At 40.9% G+C, this 15,748-nt stretch carries 15 protein-coding genes; 6 read left to right on the forward strand and 9 right to left on the reverse strand.

The annotated features are described in order from the left end of the window. Positions 1-6 precede the first annotated feature (6 nt). On the reverse strand, positions 7-1,227 hold the full coding sequence (gene cxpE / locus B2W49_RS05830) for a chloramphenicol efflux transporter CxpE (protein ID WP_291335402.1): 1,221 nt from the start codon (positions 1,225-1,227) through the stop codon (positions 7-9). 134 nt (positions 1,228-1,361) lie between these two features. Between cxpE and purM the strand changes: the two genes are divergently transcribed. Further along, positions 1,362-2,432: a phosphoribosylformylglycinamidine cyclo-ligase gene (purM, locus tag B2W49_RS05835; RefSeq protein WP_291335404.1), complete on the forward strand. Its 1,071-nt coding sequence runs from the start codon at positions 1,362-1,364 to the stop codon at positions 2,430-2,432. Between the two features lie 10 nt (positions 2,433-2,442). Next, a complete protein-coding gene (purN, locus tag B2W49_RS05840) occupies positions 2,443-3,072 on the forward strand; it encodes a phosphoribosylglycinamide formyltransferase (protein ID WP_291335406.1) in 630 nt (209 codons plus the stop codon). 90 nt (positions 3,073-3,162) lie between these two features. Here the strand turns inward: purN and B2W49_RS05845 are convergent, their stop codons facing one another. Both B2W49_RS05845 and sppA read right to left on the reverse strand, forming a co-directional pair. Next, entirely contained in the window at positions 3,163-3,981 is an 819-nt protein-coding gene (locus B2W49_RS05845) for an alpha/beta fold hydrolase (RefSeq protein ID WP_291335408.1), read from the reverse strand. Further along, positions 3,978-5,000: a signal peptide peptidase SppA gene (sppA, locus tag B2W49_RS05850; RefSeq protein WP_291335410.1), complete on the reverse strand. Its 1,023-nt coding sequence runs from the start codon at positions 4,998-5,000 to the stop codon at positions 3,978-3,980. Before sppA ends, B2W49_RS05845 begins: the two co-directional genes overlap by 4 nt. A gap of 127 nt (positions 5,001-5,127) precedes the next feature. Between sppA and B2W49_RS05855 the strand changes: the two genes are divergently transcribed. Beyond that, positions 5,128-6,126 carry a lysophospholipid acyltransferase family protein gene (locus B2W49_RS05855; protein ID WP_291335412.1) on the forward strand — a complete coding sequence of 333 codons (999 nt, stop codon included), beginning with the start codon at positions 5,128-5,130 and terminating at the stop codon, positions 6,124-6,126. On the opposite strand, the gene B2W49_RS05860 is transcribed toward B2W49_RS05855, so the two are convergent. The 3 genes from B2W49_RS05860 to B2W49_RS05870 all read right to left on the reverse strand — a co-directional run bounded on the left by B2W49_RS05860 (position 6,083) and on the right by B2W49_RS05870 (position 10,565). Next, positions 6,083-8,518, reverse strand: a complete 2,436-nt coding sequence (locus B2W49_RS05860; protein WP_291335413.1) for a DNA internalization-related competence protein ComEC/Rec2 — start codon at positions 8,516-8,518, stop codon at positions 6,083-6,085. The two genes, B2W49_RS05855 and B2W49_RS05860, sit on opposite strands and share 44 nt — an antisense overlap. A 135-nt stretch (positions 8,519-8,653) precedes the next feature. Next, positions 8,654-9,337: a lipoprotein-releasing ABC transporter ATP-binding protein LolD gene (gene lolD / locus B2W49_RS05865; RefSeq protein WP_291335415.1), complete on the reverse strand. Its 684-nt coding sequence runs from the start codon at positions 9,335-9,337 to the stop codon at positions 8,654-8,656. Continuing rightward, on the reverse strand, positions 9,330-10,565 hold the full coding sequence (locus B2W49_RS05870; protein ID WP_026438219.1) for a lipoprotein-releasing ABC transporter permease subunit: 1,236 nt from the start codon (positions 10,563-10,565) through the stop codon (positions 9,330-9,332). The genes lolD and B2W49_RS05870 overlap by 8 nt, the downstream gene beginning before the upstream one ends. A gap of 26 nt (positions 10,566-10,591) precedes the next feature. On the opposite strand from B2W49_RS05870, the gene B2W49_RS05875 reads away from it, so the two are divergent. After that, entirely contained in the window at positions 10,592-11,155 is a 564-nt protein-coding gene (locus B2W49_RS05875; RefSeq protein ID WP_291335418.1) for a PilZ domain-containing protein, read from the forward strand. 73 nt (positions 11,156-11,228) lie between these two features. On the opposite strand, the gene B2W49_RS05880 is transcribed toward B2W49_RS05875, so the two are convergent. Together B2W49_RS05880 and B2W49_RS05885 are read right to left on the reverse strand one after the other, a co-directional pair. Further along, complete coding sequence (locus B2W49_RS05880) at positions 11,229-12,140, reverse strand: DMT family transporter (protein ID WP_291335420.1); 912 nt, start codon at positions 12,138-12,140, stop codon at positions 11,229-11,231. A gap of 12 nt (positions 12,141-12,152) precedes the next feature. Beyond that, positions 12,153-12,620 carry a YaiI/YqxD family protein gene (locus tag B2W49_RS05885; RefSeq protein ID WP_291335422.1) on the reverse strand — a complete coding sequence of 156 codons (468 nt, stop codon included), beginning with the start codon at positions 12,618-12,620 and terminating at the stop codon, positions 12,153-12,155. A gap of 239 nt (positions 12,621-12,859) precedes the next feature. Between B2W49_RS05885 and B2W49_RS05890 the strand changes: the two genes are divergently transcribed. Together B2W49_RS05890 and B2W49_RS05895 are read left to right on the forward strand one after the other, a co-directional pair. Further along, positions 12,860-13,792: a hypothetical protein gene (locus B2W49_RS05890; protein ID WP_291335423.1), complete on the forward strand. Its 933-nt coding sequence runs from the start codon at positions 12,860-12,862 to the stop codon at positions 13,790-13,792. Between the two features lie 481 nt (positions 13,793-14,273). After that, positions 14,274-14,414 (forward strand): hypothetical protein, encoded by a 141-nt coding sequence (locus B2W49_RS05895; protein ID WP_291335424.1) that lies wholly within the window; start codon positions 14,274-14,276, stop codon positions 14,412-14,414. A 92-nt stretch (positions 14,415-14,506) separates the two neighbouring features. Here B2W49_RS05895 and serC read toward each other — a convergent pair whose 3' ends face one another. Next, on the reverse strand, positions 14,507-15,586 hold the full coding sequence (gene serC, locus B2W49_RS05900) for a 3-phosphoserine/phosphohydroxythreonine transaminase (RefSeq protein ID WP_291335426.1): 1,080 nt from the start codon (positions 15,584-15,586) through the stop codon (positions 14,507-14,509). Positions 15,587-15,748: the final 162 nt, after the last annotated feature.

The raw sequence follows: 15,748 nt of genomic DNA on the forward strand, positions 1-15,748 counted from the left end.
AATCACCTAGTAGTTTTGCTGATCTGAAGGTTTTATCTTACTTGAGTTTTCAGTCTGTTGCTGTGAATTTGCGGACGGAGGATCAAGCTCAATATCAATATGAACTTGTGCTGTATCAATACTGATGTCACCCGACATTGCATCTTCAGACACCACCACAGGCTGTCCATACAAGTAGCTTTTTTCGTAATAATCACGCAAATGACGCAGCAACACCACAATCACCGCAGCCACAGGTAAAGCAATCAACATACCCATGAATCCAGCCAGTTGTGCACCCGCTAAAACTGCAAACACCACTGCGACTGGAGAAAGTCCGATTTTATCACCCAATAAAAATGGCTGTAGAATATAGCCTTCCACTGCCTGTCCAATCATAAAGACCACGAGGACTAAAACCAATTGCATCCAGTCAATGCCAAATTGTAAGAAAGTGGCAATGATTGCTGCAACAATCCCTACAGCAAAACCTAAATACGGAATAATACTGGCAAGTCCGGCAATCATTCCAATAATTAAGCCGACTTCTAAACCAATCAGTTGCAATCCAGTCGCATAAACCACGCCCAACAAGATCATCACCAAAAACTGACCTTTAACGAAAGCACCTAGAACACTGTGACATTCTTGTACCACAGCCAAAGTACTTTGCTCATAAGGACGCGGAATTAAGCGACGTAGACTGTCCAGCATACGCTGCCAGTCGAGTAGGAAATAGAAAGCAATAATTGGAATCAGCACCACGGTGCCACCAATTTGAATAAAATTCAAACCAGACTGTGCGACACGCAATAACATGGCTTGAATACTATCAGCGCTATAATTGGTTTGCACATAATCCATGACTATACTGCTCATGTGCGTAGTATCAATTTCCATTTCTTCAATATTGAAAGTAGCCGATACCCACGGCAAGAAGGTCGAATTGATCCAATTAATACCAACAGGAATGCTGTCACGTGCAATAATCAACTGTTTCCAAACCAAAGGAATGATGTACCAAACAGCCAAGGTCAGCGCGATGCCAATCCCAATAAAAACTAAACTGATAGACAACCAACGTGGCAAACCGACTTTGCAAAATTGTTCAACCAATGGGCTAAATAAATAAGCCATGAAAAATGCAACGACAAAAGGAATGACAACTGGTTTTAATAAGTACAGCACCCAAAGGAGCAGAACTATCCCAGACAGGATAAAAATGCGACGTAAGGTACGATCGACCATAGAAATTCGCCTTTTTTCAGTTTATTCGTTATAGAAGTTAAAATATTTGAATAAAGATAGCATTTTAGCGCATAAATAACATAAGAGTTTCGTATATTCAGGTATAATCGCCCCGCGAATGCGGAGACTTCATTATGAGCAACTCAACTTCTAACCCAACCACTGGTTTAAGCTATAAAGATGCTGGTGTCGATATTGAAGCGGGCGACGCGTTAGTCGATCGTATCAAATCTGTCGCTAAACGCACGACTCGTCCTGAAGTGATGGGTGGATTAGGCGGCTTTGGCGCACTTTGTAAAATTCCGAAAGGTTATGAAGAACCTGTGCTCGTATCTGGCACAGACGGTGTAGGAACTAAATTACGTTTAGCGTTGAACCTAAACCGCCATGACACAATTGGTCAAGATTTGGTGGCAATGTGTGTAAATGACTTGCTGGTGTGCGGTGCTGAACCTTTATTCTTCTTAGACTACTATGCAACAGGTCACTTAAATGTAGACGTTGCAGCCAATGTTGTAACAGGAATTGGTAAAGGCTGTGAGCTTGCAGGCTGTGCGCTTGTTGGTGGTGAAACTGCAGAAATGCCAGGCATGTATGAAGGTGAAGATTACGATCTTGCAGGCTTCTGTGTGGGCGTGGTTGAGCAAAGCAAAATTATTGATGGCTCTAAAGTAAAAGCTGGTGACGTTCTAATTGGTGTAGCATCTTCAGGTGCACACTCAAATGGTTACTCTTTACTTCGTAAAATTTTAGACGTAAAAAATGTTGATTTAACTCAACTGGTTGATGGTCGTCCACTCGCTGACGTTGCGATGGAACCAACTCGCATTTATGTTAAATCGATGCTTGAACTGTGCAAACAAGTTGATGTACATGCTATGGCGCACATTACAGGTGGCGGTTTACCAGGTAACTTACCACGTGTATTGCCAAATGGTGCGCAAGCAGTGATTGACGAATCATCTTGGGAATGGCCAGAACTGTTCAAATTATTACAACGTGAAGGCGGTGTAGAACAATTTGAAATGTATCGTACCTTTAACTGTGGTGTTGGTATGGTTGTTGCTGTAGATGCCAACGATGCAGACAAAACAGTAGAGCTCCTCAACAGCCTTGGCGAAAAAGCGTGGGTGATGGGTCGTATTCAAGATAACGCTGAATCTGTTGAAGGCGCAGATGAAAAAATTCGCGTAATTTTTGCATGATTTGACTCAGATGATCAAAATAGCTGTCCTCGTTTCAGGCAGCGGAAGTAACTTACAAGCCCTGATAGATGCCAATCTTTCAGGGCAAATTGTTGGGGTTATTTCCAATAAGCCTGATGCCTATGCTTTACAACGCGCTCAACAAGCAGGGATTCAAACTGCCGTGATTGAGCACAAACAATATCCGAATCGTGAATTATTTGATGACGTCATGCATCAACAATTACTTGATTGGGATGTTGATTTGGTAGTGCTTGCGGGCTTTATGCGTATTTTAAGTGCCCAATTTGTACAAGCTTGGGAAGGTAAAATGCTCAACATTCATCCTTCACTCTTGCCGCATTATAAAGGCATGCACACTCATCAACGTGTGCTCAATACTGGCGATACCTTACATGGCTGTACTGTGCATTATGTTACTGCTGAATTAGATGCAGGTCAGGCACTTGCACAAGGTGTGTTGCAAGTAAATATCCATGATGATGCCGAAAGCTTGGCGAACCGTGTGCATGTGTTGGAGCATTTGATTTATCCGCAAGTGGTTGAATGGATTTGTAACGGAACCATTCAGCACACTGCGCAGGGCGTGATCTACCGCCAACAACTGTTACAACAACCTGTACAGTTTTGCCATTTTTAAATATTTTTTAAGCATATAGCTTTTGCTATATACGAAAAAACGCCAGTTGATCAGGCGTTTTTTTATGGTTCGTACTTGGTTCAGACTGCATCAAACAGAGGCAGCTTTGCTCTGCTGTGCCTGAATCAAGTTTTTAATCAACTGCACCGTAGCTTCAGGCTTTTCTAAAGGGAACATATGTCCTCCCTCAACCACCTGATAAACAATGTTGAATTTCTTGGCGGCAATTTGTGGAAAACCTGCTTTTAAGAACGGCCCTTGTTTTGCAATTATCAATTCTGTCGGCACTTGCAGTTGTGCTTGCGGCAACCACCAAAGCGATGGATTGGTTCTAAAAATATTAACTTCGTCCATTTTTGGAATCGTCAATTGTACTCCGCCTCGCACATGATCATCTGTCAAAGCATGCTCGATATAAGCCTGAAAACAGTCGGCATCAAAATCTTGATAAAAACCTTTCGGACGCAGTAAGTTTGCTGCTTGCTCACGACTTTCCCAATGATCACGACGGCGCAAAGACAAAGACGCAGGCGACAGTTGATCTACTGCTTTAAGCTTAAACATTTTAGCAAAATGTAAAAACACTGATGCTTTGCCCATAATTAAAGGTGGATCGAGCATGATCACTTGTTCAAATAATTCAGGGCGTTGTAACGAGGCTTGAAAAGACAAAACTGCACCTAAAGAATGCCCCAATGCAATTACTTTACGCCCCTGTGCTTGACGTACAATACTATCAATCACTTGTTGGGTTAAGCTATGCCAATGATTATCAATAGGATAACGCTTATCTGGCCCCAACATAGGGACATAAATCACATCGTAGTCATCTTTGAGTAAATCAAACAGTTTTTGATAAACCTTCGATGGCACGCCATTGGCATGCGCAAAATGTATAAGTGGTTTCATTGTAATTTCGCGTTTTGTTCAGTCTGAATGTATTGAGATAAAGAAGTGGCAAAACCCTCTCCCACTGCTGCACCCATACGACCTAACACAGAGTCTAAAGGATTGTATTCAATGGTATAGTTCACTGTTTTATCTAGGTTTAGATCACGCTTCAGGCTATTTAAACTGCCCACCTTATCGGCAATGCCTAAAGTCACAGCTTGCTCACCTGTCCAGAACAGACCTGAGAAAATCGCAGGGTCTTGTGATTTCAGTTTTGCACCACGTCCGTCTTTCACTGCTTGAATAAAGTGACCATGCACATTATCCAATACGGCTTGCACGTGTTTTCTCTGTGCAGGATCAACCGGTTGTGTCATGGACAATAAAGCTTTATTTTCACCTGAAGTCATGGTGCGATCTTCTACACCCATCTTCTGCATTAAACCGCTCAGACCATAATTTGGCATAATTACGCCAATTGAACCCACCAAACTTGATGGATTGACAATAATTTCATCTGCAGCGGAAGCAATGTAATACGCACCTGAAGCGCCAGTATCGCCAATCACAGCATAGAGTTTTTTACCCTGATGCTGCTTTTTCAAATATTGAATTTCTTGCCAAATTTCATCGGACTGCACAGGTGAGCCACCCGGAGAATTAATATTTAGCACCACCGCCTGACTGTTGCTATTTTCATAGGCCTTTTTCAGTGACTTTATGGTGTCATTACTATTCACACTTTGCTTGTCAGATGCAATTGTTCCGACAATATCCACCACCGCGATATGTGGACCCGCTGCCGATGTATTCGTGGTCGTTGTACTGCACCCTTTGCCCATAATCACCAACAATAAAAACACGTAAGCAAAAGTTAAAAACTTAAAGAAAATTCCCCAACGACGTGCACGACGTTGTTCTTCAACTGAAGCCAAAACAGCTTTTTCTAATAGTTTCCACTCATTGCCTGTTGGTTGCTGGGCTTGTGGAGATATTTGATGTGATTCATTTTGTGGTTTTGGTGGCCAATCGGACATGAAACGATCCAAAAAATAGTAAATTTGCTCCATTATATACACGGAATTGGCAAAAACTGTCTAAAGCCTGTATTTTCTCCTATAATATTTTATATCTTTATCTTTTTTATCCATTGATGCTGTCGTTATGACTCAACCCGCACCAACAACGGCTTTATCGCGCTTGCTGAATTTTGTCAGTCGACAACCTCTAACTGTTGCGCGTTTTTTTGCAAAATCTTTAGCTTGTTTGGTTAATACACTGCATTTGAGTAAGACCTCTCAAACCATTGACCTTAATCTACAAATTGCACTTCCTGAGCTGAATTCGCAACAACGCGAACAAATTACCCAACAAGCAATTCGTAACGAACTGACCTCTTATTTTGAGTTTTTTCATATTTGGGGATCAAGCAATCAAAAAAATATTCAAAGAATCCATCAGGTACATGGTTTAGAACTATTACAAAATGCACTGGCTGCACAAAAGGGTTTGGTCTTGATTGTGCCGCATTTTGGCACTTGGGAAATTATGAATACGTGGATCGCTCAATATACGCAAATGACCATCATGTATAAACCTGTAAAAAATCCTGCGGCTGATGATTTTGTGCGCCAAGCACGGAGTCGTGAACAGGCACATTTGGTTCCGACAGATGAATCTGGGGTGCGTCAAATTTTTAAAGCACTTAAACAAGGCGGAACCACTGTCATTTTGCCAGACCATACCCCAAATGTAGGTGGTGAGATGATTCCTTTTTTTGGTATTCCGTTGGAATCGAGTAATTTAAGCGCCAAACTGATTCAGAAAACCAAAGCAAAGGCCTTGTTCTTATATGCGTTAAGAAATACAGATCAAGGCTTTGATATGTATATCGAAGCGGTAGATGAACAGATATATCAGTGTGATGCCAATGCAGGAACAGCGATCATTCACAATGCCATCGAAAACTTGATCCGTCGTTATCCTGCGCATTATCACTGGAGTTATAAACGCTACAAAGCCCATCCAGATTTACGCGGGGTCTATCATAAACCTGTACAAGAAGCTTTGGCTGACGTGCAGACTATACGCACTCAAGTACATAACGTACATAACCTAGCTAACGCTGCAACCACAACTTCTGCTGCCGATACGGCTGTATAAGCATACGCTGTTGTGCATCTACAGAAAAACGTATGCTGCCCTGTTGTATGGTGTTGATGAACGGAATATTGAGCTCAGCCAAGCGTTGCTGCACTAAAGGACTAGGATGTCCATAACGATTATCAAAACCCGCAGATGCCACGGCTAATTTAGGTTTAAAATGTGCTAAAAAATCGTAGGCAGAGCTGTGCTTACTCCCATGATGCCCCAAAATTAACACATCCACTTTTAAATCAGGGTATTGCTGCAATAACTGATATTCAGTTGCCCAACCTGCATCGCCCATCACTAAAAAATGCTGATAAGGCTGTGCGGATGGCACTGAAATATACAGTACACATGACAACTCATTTTGTTGATGTGCGGCATAGGGTAATTGACTCAATTTGGGAGATAAAACCTGTATCTGTACCTGATGCGGTAAAGACCACTGCTGCCCTTGCTGACACAAATCGAATTTGGTCTTTGCACTCACATCTACTGCCTGATTGGCAAAGACATGCTGAATCTTGATTTCATTTTGTAGATAAGGAAATGCTCCGCTGTGGTCTTGGTCTAAATGGCTTAAAACCACCTGATCCAGTTGCTTGATACCATTTACCGCTAAAAATGGGCGTAAAATTTGCTGTCCTATACTAAACTTACTTTCATTATAAGAACCACCCACATCAATCATCATGTTGTAATGACCTGAACGTAAAAACAGCGCTTGCCCCTGCCCCACATCCAATACAGTCAATTCAAATGGTTGCCGTTGGCTATCTACCACAACTAGTGGAACAAAACACAAGATAGCCCAAGTTTTAGGTAATACCGCTCGTGGTAAAAATAGCAGAAATAAGCCTAGACACAGACAGCCATATACCGCTAAAGACATCGACAAAGTGTGTAACCGTGGTGCAAAAATCGTTTCCATCCCCTGAAAAATCAAGCTTAATAAAGCCAAGACCAGATCATTTAATTGGAACAGCATTGAAGCCAAGGGTTCAAAAATAAAAAAACAAATTCCTGCCAAAATATCTAAAGGCACAATCAGCATACCAATCAATGGAATTGCAATAATATTGCTCAGCGGTGCAATCCACGCCACTTGTTTAAAAAACACAATCACCAAAGGAAATAAGGCAATAAAAATTTTCCACTGCGATTCGATTAGAATTTTGATGGCATGTTTCAGTTGCTGCCCACGATTCAGGTCTATGCGTGGTTGCGCACCCAAGCTCTGATAAATACGCAGCAGAATAAAACACGCACCATACGACAGCCAAAAAGCAGCAGACAGCACACTTAAAGGATCAAACCATAGCAATAAGGCAGCACTATAGATCAGCAAGGCAAAGCCTTGAAGCTGCTGCTTCATCACTAGCATTGCTGTAACTAGACTGCACATGAGCAAGGTTCTTAAAGCAGGAATTTCAAAACCGACAAAGGCTGTATACAGCAATACACAACTTAAAAATGGCAACAGCAATAAGTATTGTTTAGGCATCCACAAATACCAATGCGGACGGTAATAGCGAATCAGCTGATGCAACGCCCAACAGAGCATGCCTGCAAAAATCAGCACATGCGGTCCTGAAATTGCCAATAAGTGACTAATTCCAAAACGCTGAAACTGCGCTTCAGTTTCTGCATCTAATAAGCTTTTATCTCCTGTGAGTAATGCAAGAATTAAACCTTGGTGCTGCAAAGGTTGCTGCTGAATAAACGCTCGAATTTGATAACGCTGCTGTTCAATCCATAAACGAAATTTTGCCCATAGCGTCTGTTGGGCACGCCAATGTTGTGTAAAGCCCATGGCATAGATTTGTTCTGACGGGATGGGCTGAACCTGCTCCACCCGAAAACCACTCATGATATTTTGTTGTAAATACCATCGCTCTACATCAAATGCACCTGCTGTGGCATAACTATGTGGAGGGCGGATTTTTCCACTTAATTTGTAATAGTGTCCAAGTTCTAAATTTTGCCCATGATCTACTTGAGTCTGAGCTAAAGTCGCTAACCATGTCACGGTTTGAGGATGTCGGTTTAACACTTCAACCGCTTGTGAAATGCCGTTGTCATTGAGTTGATTTAACTGTCTGACATAAACTACAACTTCGGTAAATTCAGGTTTTTGCTCGCGCCATTGTAAACGCTGCTGCATCTGCGTATCGGCATAGATCAAACCGAGAGCAAAACTCAAAACACCTGCTACACCAACATTCAAGCATTTCCAATAAATTGAAGATATGCGAGCTTGCAACAAATACTGCGCGACGGCACAGCATAGAACTAGTAAAACCATTGCGCTAGGCATGGCAGTCAGAAGATCTATTGGAAAAGAAGAAGAACGTATTCCGACACAGGCGATCCCAATCACCCAAGCCAATCCCATCAATTGCAGCATGAATATTAGACTTATTATTTTTATTAACATGTATCATAAAGCCCACCGAAGTGGGCTTCAACAAAACAATCTTATTCCAGCAATTGCTATTGTAAACGCAGTCAATTTTGCATGTGTTTACAAACTACGCTGCCACTAAGCATCTACCCAAATACCATCTTGCATGTGCAATATTGTATCGGCAGATTTTGCCAACTCCTCATCATGGGTCACAATCAGCATGGCCATGTTAAATTCACTGCGTAATTCACGCAGCAATTCAAAAATTTTAACTGCAGTTTTACGGTCCAAGTTTCCAGTCGGTTCATCGGCAAGCATGAGTGCGGGTTTCGCTACCAACGCACGTGCCAATGCGACTCGCTGACGTTCTCCCCCAGAAAGCTCACCTGGTTTGTGGGTTAAACGATGCGATAAACCGACACGCTCAAGCAGATACTCAGCCTGTGCCTTCACTTCTTTATAATTTGTGCCCGTACGTAACATTAACGGCATCGCGACATTTTCAAGCGCACTAAACTCAGGCAATAAATGGTGAAACTGATAAACAAAACCGAGGTATTGATTACGCAAATAACCACGCTCAGCTTCGCCTAATTTGTCAAAACGCTGCCCATTTAAAAATACTTCGCCTGTACTTGGGCGGTCTAAGCCACCCAAAACATGCAACAAGGTACTTTTACCCGAACCACTTGCTCCAACAATCGATACAAACTGTCCTTGCTGAACTTGTAAATCTAAACCTCGAATCACTTCAACAGTGGTTTTGCCATCGGTAAAGTGTTTAGAAACTTGCTTGGCTTCCAGAACAATATTACTCATAACGCAATGCCTCTGCTGGTTGAATTTTCGCGGCACGTAACGCAGGGTAAATGGTCGCCAAAAAACTTAAAATTAACGACAAGCTCACAATCACCACCACATCTTGCCATCTTAAATATGAAGGTAAGTAGTTGATAAAGTAAGCATCAAATAAATTTAGCCCTAATGCATTGTTCAACCATGCAATAAAACCACTAATACTGGACGCAAAAATAATTCCCAAAATTGCACCTGAAACTGTACCAATAACCCCAATGACCGTACCTTGCACCATAAAAATTTTGGTAATCGTGCTTGGTGATGCGCCCAAGGTTCTTAAAATCGCAATATCTGATTTTTTATCGGTCACGACCATCACCAAAGACGACACAATATTAAATGCAGCCACCAAAACAATCAGGAATAACAATAGGCTCACCATCGCCTTTTCCATTTGGATGGCGCTAAACAAGTTGCCGTGAGTATACGTCCAGTCTGAAGCATAAAAGTTAGCAGGTAACTCTTGCACAATATCTCGAGATACTTGTGGTGCAGCAAAAATATCATCCAGTTTTAGACGTACACCTTGCGCACCATCGGGTAAACGCAGCAAAGTCGAAGCATCATTCAGGGCGATATATCCCATCATTGAATCAACTTCTGCACCAATACTAAAAATACCAACTACTTTAAAGCGTTTAAAACGCGGTACAACTCCTGCAGGTGATGGCGTCGCTTCAGGTAAAACCAAGGTGATGCTGTCATTTAAGCCCAACCCCAAGGCATCGGTCATTTGTTTACCCAAAACAATACCAAATTCGCCCTTTTTCAGATTGTCGATACTGCCTGCAACCATGTGGTTTTGAATAATCGATACTTTCTTTTCGTATTCGGGTTCAATTCCCGTGACCATAATGCCCGACACTTGCCCTTGTGCGGTCAACATGCCTTGCAATTGCGTGAATGGCGCAGCACCAACAACATGCTTATGTTGCTCAACTTTCGTTGCAAGTTCTGGCCAATTTGTTAAAATTTGCGTTGATGAAACAGTGGCTTGAGGTATCATACCCAAGACACGATTTTTTAATTCGCGATCAAAACCATTCATCACCGAAAGTACGGTAATGAGGACGGCAACACCCAAAGTTAGACCGATCATCGAAACTAAGGCAATAAAAGAAATAAAGTGGTTACTGCGCCGAGCACGCGTATATCTCAACCCTATATATAGCGAGATTGGTTTAAACATACCATCAAAGTCCGAGGTAATACATTATGGAAAATTTACAGCATCAAAGCGTCGCGTCTGAACGTCGTGTCATGTCACGAATTGATGCTGCGCTGAGAATCAATTACCAGATCATTTCTGACGATGTTGCGCTGAACGACCCTTACGATGCTAATTTTGTTTTACCGCGTTATTTTCTACTACTTGCAGAATTAGATCAATTTGATCATGCATTAAACTACGAATTAGAACAATTAACTGAAAAAGATCAACAAATTGCTCGAATCTTATCCTTATTCAACCAAAAATTAAACCTTATTACAGGGTCTTTATATGATGCAATTGTACAAAGCATGTTACCTATCCCTGAACAGGTCAATTTTTCAGAAAGTGGTTTAAGTTTTTATAGTGTACATGAATTAAACACTGGCAGTTATATTCATGTCACGATCAGCCATCCTGAAAACTTTTTTCACATCGCTGCAACCGCGCAAGTGGTTTATAGCCGTGAAGAAGAAAATGGGCAGTATCGTACCGGGGCATATTTTATTACTTTACACCCACAAGACCGCGTCAAACTTGCAGAAGCCGTTGCTATAAAACAAGCGTAATCTAGATAGAATCAAACTATTCAGCTCGCTTGCGCATGTGAAATCACATGGATAACAACATCTTTGCATCACGTTAAGGTGGTGTTTTGATTTTTTGTGCCAATGTCCGACTCGCTTTAAGATCACGATAAAAATACAGCACCAAGCCTAACAATAAAACCAAAGCGCCCACAAAGACCATGACCGACAAAGCCTCTTGATTTAGTAGCGCACCAATCAACAAGGCAATCATCGGCGTCATCACGGTGGTTAAAGATAAAGTGGTCGCCTGAATATTCTGTACCAATTTAAAATAACAGAACATCGCAATCAAAGAAGCCATGATCACGGTATAGAGCAAAGCTGCGATAGATTTAAGACTTGGCAAGCTAGTCGGCACATATGACCAAATAAATGGCACAATACATAAAGCCGCAATGGTCGACACCAAAATTGAGCCAGTTGCCTGTGCTACAGGTTCAACCTGTGTATTGACTTTTTTCACCCAGAAAATAGACATGGTGTAGGTCAGTACACTAAACAACATTAAAATAATACCCAGAGGGTGCACGTGCTGAGTTTCGCCGCCAAAGCAGATAATACCAAGCCCCAAAATGGACACTGTCATCCCGATCCATTGAATACGTGCCAAATGCAACTGAAACACAAAACGACCAATCAACCCCGCCATAATAGGAGTTAGACCAAACATCAGGGCGATAATACCTGAACTTAAATAAGCGGTGGCAATGTAGGTGAAAATTTGCGACCCAATCAAACTAAATGAACCTGCCAAATAACTATGCCACGCTTGTAGATGATTTGGAAATTTCACTTTTAACAGCAGCAGTAAAATAATAGCTAAAGGCAAAGCAATGAAAAAACGCAGCACCAAAGCCCAAAGCATGTGTAAATCTGACACGCTCCAAACAATTGCTAAAGGCGTCGTTGCCCAAATGAAAACCAATAAGGCATAAGTCATCATAATATTGGTTTTAGAAGGCATACACGACTCGTATTAAACGGTTTTACGTTTTTGCTTTTGAATGGTTTGGTCTAAGCTACTTGAAAATTCGCGTTTATCACGTTCTGAAATAGGCGCTGGCCCGCCTGTTTGTACGCCTGCGCCACGCAACGTATCCATAAAATCACGCAAATGCAGACGCGCTTTCACATTGGCAACTGTATAAATTTCACCACGCGGATGAATCGCAATTCCACCCTTTTCAATCACTTGTGCTGCCAATGGAATATCCTGCGTGATCACAATATCGTGTTCCTTCATGCGATCTACAATTTCCTGATCAGCAGCATCGGCACCATGCATGACTTGAATAGAGTTAATCCGTACCGAAGGCGTAATCCCCACGGATTGATTGGCAACAAAAGTGACTTCAAGTTGATAACGATCTGAAGCACGTAAAATGACTTCTCTTAGAATTTTAGGCAATGCATCAGCATCAACCCAAAGTTTAAATGGCAACACTGTGCAACCCTGATAATAATATGCGACTAGTGTATCAAACTCATTAAATTGCAGTATGTTTAAAATGCTCAGAATTGCATGTTAAAGTGTAGATGAATGTGATTTTGTTTCTGCTGTATCGCTATGCACAACTTGTGCAAATGCAATGGCAAAACATGAAATTTTAGCCAAAGACTTGAAAAATCGAAATAACCCTCGATCTAAGAGTAAACAAAAGAACCTAACATCTCAAAGTGCTTATGAACAATCAGAATAGACCAGAAATCATCCACATTGAAGATCAGAACTTCGGCAGCCATGTTGAACATTGGAATTTACTCACGGATGAACCCTGCACCGAAGTTCCAAAATGGTTAGGGCTGGCTCTAGATGCACCAATTATGCCAATGGGTTTATGCCGTCATGAAGCAGAAATGGATCAAAGCACCTGGCTAATTCAAGGCCCAAGCAAACAATCTATTCAATTGACGCAAGTGATTGCGGTTGAAAATAACAAACCGCAAGCTGTAAAAACTGCCTTCCCTTGTTTTGAAAGCCCTTACAAAGTTGAAGCTAAAATTGAACGTATCATTAGTTGCAAATCTAATACTCAAGCGGTGCTTCGACTCAATTTAGGTAACAATAGCATTGTCTATGCTTTTGATAGTTTATACAGTGTCAACCATCAACATTACCAAAAAGATCAAAGCTATTGGATGAACTTAAACGCATGGGCGTATGAACTAGAAGCTGTCACTGAAGGTGAGCAATTGGTAGTCGATGATCCTGCTTCAATTAAACATCACCGTGCGCTGAATGATATTTTAGCGGCCAATGATGGTGTTGCTCCTGCCAACCTGCAAGAACAAATTGATGCATGGCAACCTAAGTCTGAAGATGATAAAGCACCCGTAACGGTGGATTTTTCTAAAATGGTCGCATATTTATACGGTGAAAATATCGGTCAGGAAGATGAAGCATGGTTTCAAGGCAATGTTGTTGGTAAAACCAGTTTTGAATTCATGAACCAAGCCTATTCCGTTTATGATGTCACCCTAATTCATGATGAAAATCAGCCTGCGATTTTAATTCGTCTTGCAACTAGAAATCCTGCGCATCAAAACTTTGAAATTGGACAATACATTCGTGGCAACATTTGGATACAAGCCAACATTCATAATATAAAACAGTAGTTTATAAAAAAATATTAAAAATGCTATCAAACGAATAAACTTATATTCACCCCCCTCATCCTAACCTTCTCCCTAGGGAGAAGGAACTTTCAACACTTATTTTACTGATGGCTTATGATCAGTTTTTTGTTTATGAAACACGACTATTGATATTGTGGATATATTGATGGTTATTTAAGCATTTTAAATTCAAAAAACGCAGTTACCCACAGTTTTAAATTTATTATAGATTCAAAATCAGCCATATTTTAAATCGAATATGTGGATAAGTTTTTAAAAACTAAACATCTCAGCCCAATACCGTAGATAATCTGAAAGCCTTGAATGGCGCAGATTTTGAAAATCAGCACAAAATTAATTTATTATTGCTTGATATTATATTTAAAATAAAATTAGTACTTTATTTAATCAATTTTTTATGCTAAAAATATAGCCTTATTTAAATATTTAACGATAAATAGATCATCGGAAAATAATATCTATGAAAATCGTGCAAGAAGAAAACTTACAACATGTTGAACATCAACTTGAACAACGCTATCAGCTCGAGCCGATGTCTTGTCTATTTTTTGCATTAGGCATGCTGCTCTCCGTCTACGGCTTACACTATTTTGTGTTCTGAGTTTTACTCATTCGCAAGCCTCTATGTCGTCTCACCGATTTCTATAAAAAACCCAGCTAATTCAGCTGGGTTTTTGCTTTCACTACTTTCGATTAACCGTGACGTTTTGCAAAGTCATCCATAAAGTTAACCAAAGCTTGTACGCCTTCTAATGGCACTGCATTATAAATACTTGCGCGCATACCGCCTACAGAACGGTGGCCTGCCAAGTTCAACAAACGATTGTCCTCAGCTTCTTGCAAGAATAGTTTTTCCAGTGCAGCATCAGCCAAAGTAAACGGAACGTTCATAATTGAACGGTTTGCGCTATAAATTGGATTCGCGTAGAAATCGCTTGAATCGATATAACCGTATAACAGTTTCGCTTTATCTAGGTTAGCTTGATGAATCGCATCTACACCACCATTTTGCAATAACCACTCAAATACTAAACCAGACAAATACCATGCATAAGTTGCAGGCGTATTCACCATTGAATCGTTTTTCGCCTGTGCTGAATATTTCAAAATGCTTGGAATTTCAGGCTTGGCTTGATCAAGTAAATCTTCGCGTACAATCACGATGGTTAAGCCTGCTGGGCCAATATTTTTTTGCGCACCTGCATAAATCAGACCAAATTTAGAGACATCTAAAGGCGCAGATAAAATGCTTGACGAGAAATCACATACCAACGGCTTGTCCGTTTCAGGAATATTGGCAAACTGTAAACCACCAATGGTTTCATTATCTGCATAATGCACATAGGCAGCATCGCGAGATAAGTTCCATTGGCTTTGTTCACTAATGGCATGCTTACCTTCAATCTGAATACCTGCTTCAACGACATGAATATCGCCATAGCGCTGTGCTTCTTTTAAAGCTTTTTCAGACCAAATACCAGTATGAATATAATCTGCCTTATTGTTTTTACCCAATAAATTCAATGGAATTGCAGAAAATTGTAACGATGCACCACCTTGCAAGAACAATACTTTGTAATTATCAGGAATATTCATTAAAGTGCGTAAATCTGCTTCTGCCTTTTCTGCAACTGCCACATAGTCTTTGCTACGATGGCTCATTTCCATAATGGAAAGTCCCTTGCCATGCCAATCTAGCATTTCAGCTTGGGCTTTTTCTAAAACGGCTGTAGGTAATGCAGCAGGACCAGCACAGAAATTGTACGCGCGCATGATTTTTCCTTATCTATGTGAAACACAATAAAATGATGGCATTTAACCACATCTTGACCTGACTTGCATAAAATTATTTCAATGCCAAGTGGCAGATGCAGTCATAAAATCAATCTTTAATCATTTTTTGCACAATGTGCATTTCGACATCAGTTATGCAGA

Origin of the sequence: Acinetobacter sp. UBA801 (assembly GCA_002296655.1) — a bacterium.
In the GTDB taxonomy this organism is placed as follows: Bacteria; Pseudomonadota; Gammaproteobacteria; order Pseudomonadales; family Moraxellaceae; genus Acinetobacter.

Bases quoted from the DNA above. Each gene is read 5' to 3' on its own strand.
- cxpE (WP_291335402.1), bottom strand. From the start codon at position 1,227: ATGGTCGATCGTACCTTACGTCGCATTTTTATCCTGTCTGGGATAGTT.
- purM (WP_291335404.1), top strand. From the start codon at position 1,362: ATGAGCAACTCAACTTCTAACCCAACCACTGGTTTAAGCTATAAAGAT.
- purN (WP_291335406.1), top strand. From the start codon at position 2,443: ATGATCAAAATAGCTGTCCTCGTTTCAGGCAGCGGAAGTAACTTACAA.
- B2W49_RS05845 (WP_291335408.1), bottom strand. From the start codon at position 3,981: ATGAAACCACTTATACATTTTGCGCATGCCAATGGCGTGCCATCGAAG.
- sppA (WP_291335410.1), bottom strand. From the start codon at position 5,000: ATGTCCGATTGGCCACCAAAACCACAAAATGAATCACATCAAATATCT.
- B2W49_RS05855 (WP_291335412.1), top strand. From the start codon at position 5,128: ATGACTCAACCCGCACCAACAACGGCTTTATCGCGCTTGCTGAATTTT.
- B2W49_RS05860 (WP_291335413.1), bottom strand. From the start codon at position 8,518: ATGCTGCAATTGATGGGATTGGCTTGGGTGATTGGGATCGCCTGTGTC.
- lolD (WP_291335415.1), bottom strand. From the start codon at position 9,337: ATGAGTAATATTGTTCTGGAAGCCAAGCAAGTTTCTAAACACTTTACC.
- B2W49_RS05870 (WP_026438219.1), bottom strand. From the start codon at position 10,565: ATGTTTAAACCAATCTCGCTATATATAGGGTTGAGATATACGCGTGCT.
- B2W49_RS05875 (WP_291335418.1), top strand. From the start codon at position 10,592: ATGGAAAATTTACAGCATCAAAGCGTCGCGTCTGAACGTCGTGTCATG.
- B2W49_RS05880 (WP_291335420.1), bottom strand. From the start codon at position 12,140: ATGCCTTCTAAAACCAATATTATGATGACTTATGCCTTATTGGTTTTC.
- B2W49_RS05890 (WP_291335423.1), top strand. From the start codon at position 12,860: ATGAACAATCAGAATAGACCAGAAATCATCCACATTGAAGATCAGAAC.
- B2W49_RS05895 (WP_291335424.1), top strand. From the start codon at position 14,274: ATGAAAATCGTGCAAGAAGAAAACTTACAACATGTTGAACATCAACTT.
- serC (WP_291335426.1), bottom strand. From the start codon at position 15,586: ATGCGCGCGTACAATTTCTGTGCTGGTCCTGCTGCATTACCTACAGCC.